The following is a 4,345-nucleotide window of genomic DNA, read 5'->3' on the forward strand; positions in this document are numbered from 1 at the left end:
CACGCCGTCTCCAACAGCAACCGCTGCTGCGGATCGGTCGCCAACGCCTCACGCGGCGAAACACCGAAGAACTCCGCATCGAACCGGTCCGCGTCGTGAAGGAACCCACCATGCTTCGCATAGAAAGTTCCCTGACGCTCCGGATCGGGGTGGTACAGCCCCTCCAGATCCCAGTCGCGGTCCTCGGGGAACCCCGAGATCGCATCCCGTCCTTCGGACACCAGCCGCCACAAGTCCTCCGGGCCCCGCACATCACCCGGGTAACGGCAACCGATCCCCACAATCGCAATCGGCTCGTAGGCGGACGCCGGGGCCGGGGCGTCCTCTGCCGCACCGGCCTCACCCAGGAGCTCGGTGCGCAGGTGACCGGCGAGGGCCGTGACCGTCGGGTGGTCGAAGACGAGTGAGGGAGGCAGCCGCAGGCCCGTGGCCTCGTTCAACCGGTTACGCAGCTCGACCGCGGTCAGCGAGTCGAAGCCCAGCTCCGTGAACGCGCGATCCACCGGCACCGCGTCCGTGCCCACGTGTCCGAGCACCATCGCCACCTGCGTGCTCACCAGGCCGAGCAGGAGGCGATGCTGCTCCGGCTGGGGCATGGCCCGCACCTGGCTTCCGAGTCCCGCCGGACGCGCTTCGGTGTCTGCCGCGGCAGTCCGGAGGGCGGGGGCACGTACGAGACCGCGGAGCATGCTCGGCACAGGCGCTCCGGTTCGCGCGAACGCCGCCGTGTCGAGCCGGGCGGGCACGGCGAACGCGTCCGTGCCGGTGAGTGCGGTGTCGAACAGCGCAAGCCCTTGCTCGACGGACATCGGCGCGATGCCCGCCCGTCCGATACGGGCCTGGTCGGCGCCGGTGAGGCCGCCGGTCATGCCGCTCGCCTCGGCCCACAGACCCCACGCCAGCGAGATGGCAGGCAGACCCTGCGCACGACGCTCCAGCGCCAGCCCGTCCAAGAAGGCGTTGGCAGCCGCATAGTTGCCCTGGCCCGCCGTGCCCAGTGTTCCGGCGGCGGAGGAGAAGACGACGAACGCCGAGAGGTCCGATTCCCGGGTGAGCTCGTGCAGATGCCAGGCGGCATCCACCTTCGGCCGCAACACCACCTCGAGTCGCTCAGCAGTCAACGATTCGACCGTGGCGTCATCCAGTACACCCGCGGTGTGCACGACGCCCGTCAGCGCACGCTCCGCCGGAATACCCGCCAGCAGCCCGGCCAGCGCCTCCCGATCGGCGACATCGCAGGCGGCGATGGACACCTCGGCGCCCAGCGCCGACAGCTCCGCCACCAGCTCGGCGGAACCCTCCGCATCCCGGCCACGACGACTCACCAACAGCAAGTGCCGCACCCCGTACGCCGTGACGAGATGGCGCGCCACCAGACCACCGAGCGTGCCCGTAGCCCCGGTGACCAGCACCGTGCCCTCGCCGCCGAACACCGGAGAGGCACCGCTGTCCTCGGCAGCCGCCACCCGGGCCAGCCCCGGTACGTACGCCTGACCGCCCCGCACGGCGAGTTGCGTCTCGCCCTGAGCGACCGCTGCGGAGACCAGCCCCGCCGGCACCTCGCCCGCACCCTCAACATCCACCAGCACGAACCGGCCCGGATGCTCGGTCTGTGCCGAACGCACCAGACCCCACACCGCCGCCCCCGCCAGATCCCGAACACCCTCACCGGGCGACACCGCGACCGCACCCCGCGTCACCACGACCAGAGGTGACCCCGGCCCCCCGCTGTCGGCGAGCCGGTTTCGGATCGCCTCCAGGGCTTCGGCCGTCGCCGCCCGGACCGAGGCGGCCGGGTCAGGCTGGGCCGGAGCCACGACCAGCAGGTCCGTCTCCGGAACCTCGGTGCTGTCGTCGTCCACGGTGATCGAATTCCACTCGACGCGCAGCAGCGGCGACAGCGCTTGGCCCGCTGCGCGCAGCGAGTCCTTGTTCATCGGCCGCAGCACGAGGGACTCCACGGTGGCCACCGGCGCGCCGACGGCATCCGCCACGACGGCCGAAATTTCGTTCGGCCCTGCCGGACGCAGCCGGACCCGCAGCGACACGGCGCCCACAGCGTGCAGCGAGACGCCACTCCAGGAGAAGGGCAGCACGCCCTTCTCGTACGCGCCGAGCGCACCCAGAACCACCGGATGCAGCGCGGCGTCCAGCAGCGCCGGATGGAGGCCGAATTCGCCGGCCGCGGCGCGTTCTTCCGCGCCGAGTGACACGTCGGCGTACACCTCGTCGCCGAGCCGCCAGGCGGCACGCAGTCCCTGGAAGACAGGGCCGTACTCGTAGCCCTGTCCGGCCAGTCGCTCGTATGCCCCCGTGAGATCCACCGGAGTCGCCCCGGCGGGCGGCCACACCCCGGAGAGCTCGGCCGGTGCCTCGCCCGGCGCGCCCTGGGCGAGTACGCCGGTGGCATGCCGGGTCCAGGGCTGTTCCGGCGCGTCCTCGTCGGGCCGGGAGTACACGGTCAGCGTGCGCCGGCCGCCCGCGTCGGTCTCGCCCACCGCGACCTGGATCCGCACCATGGCACCCTCGGGGAGCACCAGAGGCGCCAGCACGGTGAGGTCCTCGACCCGGTCGCAGCCGATCCGGTGGCCGGCCTGCAGAGCCAGTTCCACGAAGGCCGTACCGGGAAGCAGCACCGTGCCGCTCACGGCATGGTCGGCCAGCCACGGATGCGTACGCAGCGACAACCGCCCCGTGAGCACCATGCCGCGCTCGTCACCGAGTTCGATGGCAGCGCCGAGCAGCGGGTGCTCGGCCGCCCGCAGGCCCGCCGCGGTCACGTCGCCCGTCCTGGCGGCCGCATCGAGCCAGTAGGACTCGTGCTGGAAGGGATAGGTGGGCAGGTCGACGACCCGGGTCCTCCGGCTGCTGGTGAGCGAGGCCCAGTCCACCCCGAGGCCGCGTACGTACCCGGTCGCCGCCGAGGTCAGGAACCGGTCCATGCCGCCGTCGTCACGCCGCAGCGTGCCCAGTGCGACGGCGTCCTCGGCCGGGGTGTCCTCCGGTCCGCCGACGGCCTCGCCGTTCGCGGGCCGGTCGGCGACGAAGGTCTCCTGCAGCGCCATCGTCAGCACCGGGTGGGCGCTGACCTCGATGAAGGCGCGGTGACCCCGGTCGAGGAGGGTGCGCGTGGCGGTGTCGAACCGCACCGGCTGCCGCAGATTCCGGTACCAATAGGCCGCGTCGAGCTCCGATGTGTCCAGCTGCGCGCCGGTGACCGCCGAGAAGAACGGCACGGCCGACTCGCGCGGTGCCACCGGTGCCAGCACGTCGAGCAGCCGCTTCCGGATCGCCTCCACGTGCGCCGAGTGCGACGCGTAGTCCACCGGCACCCTGCGGGCGCGGATGTCCTCGGCCGTGTACTCGGCGAGCAGCCCGTCCAGCGCCTCCGGGTCACCGGAGACCACGGCGGACCCTGGGCTGTTGACCGCGGCGACGGCCAGCCGGTCGCCCCACCGCCGGATCCGCTGCTCGACCTCGTGGGCGGGGAGCGGTACGGAGACCATGCCGCCGGTGCCGGCCAGCTCGGCCAGCGCCTGGCTGCGCAGTGCCACGACGCGAGCGGCGTCCGACAGCGTCAGCCCTCCCGCGACGCAGGCGGCGGCGATCTCGCCCTGAGAGTGCCCGACCACGGCGTCGGGGCGCACGCCGATCGACTCCCACAGCGCGGCCAGGGAGACCATCACGGCGAACAGCACGGGCTGGACGACGTCGACACGGTCGTAGCCCGGTGTTCCCGGCTCGCCGCGCAGCACCTCGAGGAGCGACCAGTCGGTGTACTCACCGAGCGCTGCCGCGCACTCGTTGATCCGGTCCCGGAACACCTCCGAGGTCTCGAGCAGTTCCAGCGCCATCCCGGGCCACTGCGAGCCCTGGCCGGGGAAGACGAAGACGGTGCCGCCGATGGCACCGGACTCGCCGACCGCACCGGTGACGAGTCCTGGGTGGGGAAGGCCTTCGGCCAAGGCGTCGAGAGCATCGAGGTGCCCGGCGCGGTCCGCGGCGAGCACCACGGCCCGGTGGTCGAACGTGGCCCGGGTGGTGGCGAGGGCACGGCCCACGTCGTCCGGGTCGGGTTCGGGTGCGTGCGCGAGCACGCCCTTCAGCCGTGCGCCGAGTTCACGCAGCGGCCGCTCGGCCCGTGCGGAGAAGGTCAGCGGCACGACGCCGGTGACGGGTCCGCCCTCGGTGGGGCGCTCGGCCGATGCGCTCGAGTCGTCCGGCTCGTCCTGCGGCTCCTCGATGATGACGTGGGCGTTGGTGCCGCTGATGCCGAAGGAGGACACCGCGGCCCTGCGCGGACGCTCCCCGCCCTCCCAGGCCACCGGCTCCGTCAGCAGGCTCA

1 protein-coding gene is annotated in these 4,345 nt (G+C 72.6%); it reads right to left on the reverse strand.

The genetic code is table 11. From position 1 onward, the window contains the following. The coding region (locus ABZW18_RS34235) for a type I polyketide synthase (protein ID WP_356195291.1) at positions 1–4,345 on the reverse strand (4,345 nt) is incomplete at both ends.

This window comes from Streptomyces sp. NPDC004647 (genome assembly GCF_040609575.1).
Classification (GTDB): Bacteria; Actinomycetota; Actinomycetes; order Streptomycetales; family Streptomycetaceae; genus Streptomyces.